This is a genomic window from Sphingomonas sp., from assembly GCF_035555815.1.
Taxonomy (GTDB): Bacteria; Pseudomonadota; Alphaproteobacteria; order Sphingomonadales; family Sphingomonadaceae; genus Sphingomonas.
In genome coordinates this window covers 1-2,647 of the sequence record NZ_DATMGG010000031.1, presented here as the reverse complement: position 1 = coordinate 2,647, position 2,647 = coordinate 1, and the positions used below count along the sequence as shown (strand labels likewise).

Below are 2,647 nucleotides of genomic sequence, written 5' to 3'. Positions count from 1 at the left end.
GATCAGGAAACCGAAGATCCCCGCTTCGACCGCCAGCGGCCCCAGCGCGACCTGCTTCACCCCCAGCACTCCGGCCATGCAGACCATGCCGCCATACAGGATCGAAAAGACGAAGAGCGCGCGCGGAATCGCGGGAGTCGGGGTGTCCATCGCCGGACGCTAACCGATTTTACCGCGAGCGGAAGCCCCCTGGCGGTCCGCCATCGTATCACGGCGGGCCTGACTGGTCGCCCGGCGACCTGCGCTGCCCGTCGCCCCGGGGCCTATGCGGGGGCTATCGAGGCGCACCTGCCGCGCCCTGAATCTCTTGCCCGTGCCCGTGCCCGCGGCTTGCCGGTGGCCAGACACAGGGCCGCGTGACGCGTGACGGACAGGGCAGGTGTCGATCCGCCCTAGCCGAACACCGCGCGGCGTGTATTGTCCGGCGTTTGCGCGTCGGGGGACCGTTCCATGACCAAATATCTGATCGGGCTGGCCGGCATCGCGGTGATCCTGGGAATCGCGTGGCTGCTGTCGACCGATCGCAAGGCGATCCGCTTTCGCGTGGTCGGCGCGGCGTTTGCGCTACAGGCGCTGATCGCGCTGTTCGTGCTGCGCACCAGCATAGGTGTCGGCGCGATCCAGGGGCTGTCGGCGGGGGTGACCGCGCTGCTCGGCTATGCGCAGGCCGGCACCGACTTCATCTTCGGCCCGCTCGCCAAGCCCGAGCTGGGCGGCCACGCCTTCGCCATCGCCGCGCTGCCGGTGATCATCTTCTTCGCCAGCGTGGTGTCGATCCTCTACCACCTGAAGATCATGCAGTTCATCATCCGCTGGGTCGGCGGCGCGATCGAGCGGGTGGTCGGCGTGTCAAAGGTCGAATCGCTGTGCGCGGCGGCGAACATCTTCGTCGGGCAGAGCGAATCGCCGCTGGTGATCCGTCCCTATCTGGCCGCACTGACCCCGTCGCAGCTGTTCGCGGTGATGTCGGTCGGCATGGCCGGGGTCGCCGGCACCATCCTGGCGGCCTATGCCAGCTTCCTCGGGCCGCAGTCGCTCCCCTATCTGCTCGCCGCGTCGTTCATGGCCGCGCCGGGCGGGCTGCTGATGGCCAAGATCATCATGCCCGACGCCCGGCTGCCCACCGGCGAGCTGCCGCTGGAGGACGATTCGCTGGCGCATGAGGACGCGGTGATCCGCGCCGCCGAGGCGCATGAGGAGGAGGAAAAGGCCGCCAACATCATCATGGCCGCCGCGCAGGGTGCGCAGACCGGCGTGCGCATCGCGGTCGCGGTCGGTGCGATGGTGCTCGCGTTCGTCGCGCTGACCGCGCTCGCCAACGGCATCCTCGGCTGGGCCGGCGGGTGGATCGGGATGCCCGGCCTCAGCTTTCAGAAGATCATCGGCGTGGTGTTCGCGCCGGTGATGTTCCTGCTCAACATCCCGTGGAACGAAGCGCAACTGGCGGGCGGGCTGTTCGGCACCAAGGTGGTGCTCAACGAATTCGTCGCCTTCATCGATCTGGGCGCGCTGAAGGACACGCTCAGCCCGCGCACCACGGCGATCATCACCTTCGCGCTGTGTGGCTTCGCCAATTTCAGCTCGATCGCGATCCAGATGGCGGCGACCGGCAGCCTGGCGCCCAATCAGCGCCCGGTGATCGCCCGGCTTGGCGTGCGCGCGCTGTTCGCGGGCAGCCTGGCCAATCTGATGTCGGCGGCACTGGCTGGATTGCTGATCTGATCGGATACGATTGGCGGCGCGCGCGAAAGCATGTGGTGCAATAGACACACAGGGCGAAGAGTCATGCCGAGAGAGCGGCGGAGCCTGCAATTATCGCGGTCAATGGCATTGAACGCGCCGGTATTTTCGTGTCTTGTCGCGGCGACTAGGAAATCTAGAGGAGTAGATCATGCGTCTTGCAAGACTGATGATGGCGTCAGCCGTTGTACTGGGCATGTCCACGGCACCGGTTCTCGCTCAGCCCGCCACGCCCAATGCGGCGGCGAAGCTGTCGGTCGCATCGGCCAAGGACGTTCGCGCGGCTTCCGCGACGAAGAAGAGCAGCAAGCTGGCCCCGGCCGTGATCATCGGCGTGCTCGCGACGGTCGCGATCATCGGCGGCGCGATCGCGCTGGCCGACAACGACGACGATCCCGACAGCCCCTGATCACGATCGCGCTCAATCAGAAATAATCGGAGAGGATCGGGGCCGGGCGACACGAGTCGTTCCGGCCCCGCCTTATTGGCGGGTGCGTCGATGGCGGCGGCCCGTTCGCCCCGTGCGGAATGGCCGGCGGGCGCCGGCCCGCGATCAGCGCGCGATCAGCGGGTCGCCCATGCCGATCATCTTGCCCTCGGTCACGATCACCCGGTCGCCCAGCTTGACGTTGTCGAACAGGATCTTGGCGAACGGGATCGGCACCCCGACGCAGCCGTGGGTGGCATAGCCGATCTGCACGTTGCTGCCGTGGATCGACACGCCGTCGTTGGTCATCCGCAGCATGTACGGCATCGGCGCGTCGTAGAGGTTGGAGACGTGGTCGGCGTCCTTTTGGGTGATCGGATAGACGCCAAGCGGCGTCGGCGTTTCGTCCGCGCCATAGAGGATCACCGCGGTGCCGATCTCGTAGCCGGCGCGAAACACGGAAATCACCTGCGCCTTGCG

General features: G+C 67.0%; 3 protein-coding genes and 1 pseudogene. 2 read left to right on the top strand and 2 right to left on the bottom strand.

Annotation, left to right across the window (positions count from 1 at the left end):
• A pseudogene (locus VNR91_RS01855) lies at positions 1-150 on the bottom strand (VUT family protein); the annotation flags it as partial.
• Positions 151-450: 300 nt separating this feature from the next.
• On the opposite strand from VNR91_RS01855, the gene VNR91_RS01850 reads away from it, so the two are divergent.
• Both VNR91_RS01850 and VNR91_RS01845 read left to right on the top strand, forming a co-directional pair.
• On the top strand, positions 451-1,722 hold the full coding sequence (locus VNR91_RS01850; RefSeq protein ID WP_325489094.1) for a NupC/NupG family nucleoside CNT transporter: 1,272 nt from the start codon (positions 451-453) through the stop codon (positions 1,720-1,722).
• A 214-nt stretch (positions 1,723-1,936) separates the two neighbouring features.
• Positions 1,937-2,149 (top strand): hypothetical protein, encoded by a 213-nt coding sequence (locus VNR91_RS01845; protein ID WP_325489093.1) that lies wholly within the window; start codon positions 1,937-1,939, stop codon positions 2,147-2,149.
• 144 nt (positions 2,150-2,293) lie between these two features.
• Here the strand turns inward: VNR91_RS01845 and VNR91_RS01840 are convergent.
• Positions 2,294-2,647 (bottom strand): L,D-transpeptidase family protein (locus VNR91_RS01840; RefSeq protein ID WP_325489092.1); only part of this gene is annotated, 354 nt, incomplete at its 5' end.

Coding starts and splice junctions, on each gene's coding strand:
- VNR91_RS01850 (WP_325489094.1), top strand. CDS start 451: ATGACCAAATATCTGATCGGGCTGGCCGGCATCGCGGTGATCCTGGGA.
- VNR91_RS01845 (WP_325489093.1), top strand. CDS start 1,937: ATGTCCACGGCACCGGTTCTCGCTCAGCCCGCCACGCCCAATGCGGCG.